This is a genomic window from Photobacterium lucens (assembly GCF_009873615.1).
In the GTDB taxonomy this organism is placed as follows: Bacteria; Pseudomonadota; Gammaproteobacteria; order Enterobacterales; family Vibrionaceae; genus Photobacterium; species Photobacterium lucens.
On sequence record NZ_SSMG01000405.1, the window covers coordinates 1 to 401 of the forward strand.

1 protein-coding gene is annotated in these 401 nt (G+C 33.4%); it reads right to left on the minus strand.

The window, feature by feature from the left end:
• Positions 1-150: 150 nt before the first annotated feature.
• Positions 151-351, minus strand: coding sequence for a hypothetical protein (locus tag E5A76_RS16695; RefSeq protein WP_053986825.1), 201 nt, complete (start codon positions 349-351; stop codon positions 151-153).
• Positions 352-401: the final 50 nt, after the last annotated feature.

Here is a 401-nt window from a genome sequence, read left to right on the forward strand (position 1 = left end):
TTCTGGCTTAAAGACAATTAAGATTAATTATTAAGTATGAATTGTTTAACTTATAACTTACAAATAAGGGTAAAGCATAAAGGTGAAGATTGAAACGCTTGCTAGAGGAGCAAGCGTTAAAGATAGGTAAAATTATAGGGGATTATTGAATTACATCAATAAGTAAGCGATAAAGCCGCTGCCGATAAGACAAGCACCTGAAAAAAAGCCTGATTCAATACGGCTTTCTGCTACATCATCAACTTCATCATGTTTTATGGTTAGAAATGAAACAGCGAAGCCAGCCGACATGGCAAAGAGCAGTACACCTAAGCTAAATAACACGGCTTGAATAAAATCTAACACTTCCATGTAAATTAAATCCTTTAGTCAAATAACATAATAACGACTAAATATAATAG

Excerpts from the sequence above, each read along its gene's own strand:
- E5A76_RS16695 (WP_053986825.1), bottom strand. The coding sequence starts at position 351 with ATGGAAGTGTTAGATTTTATTCAAGCCGTGTTATTTAGCTTAGGTGTA.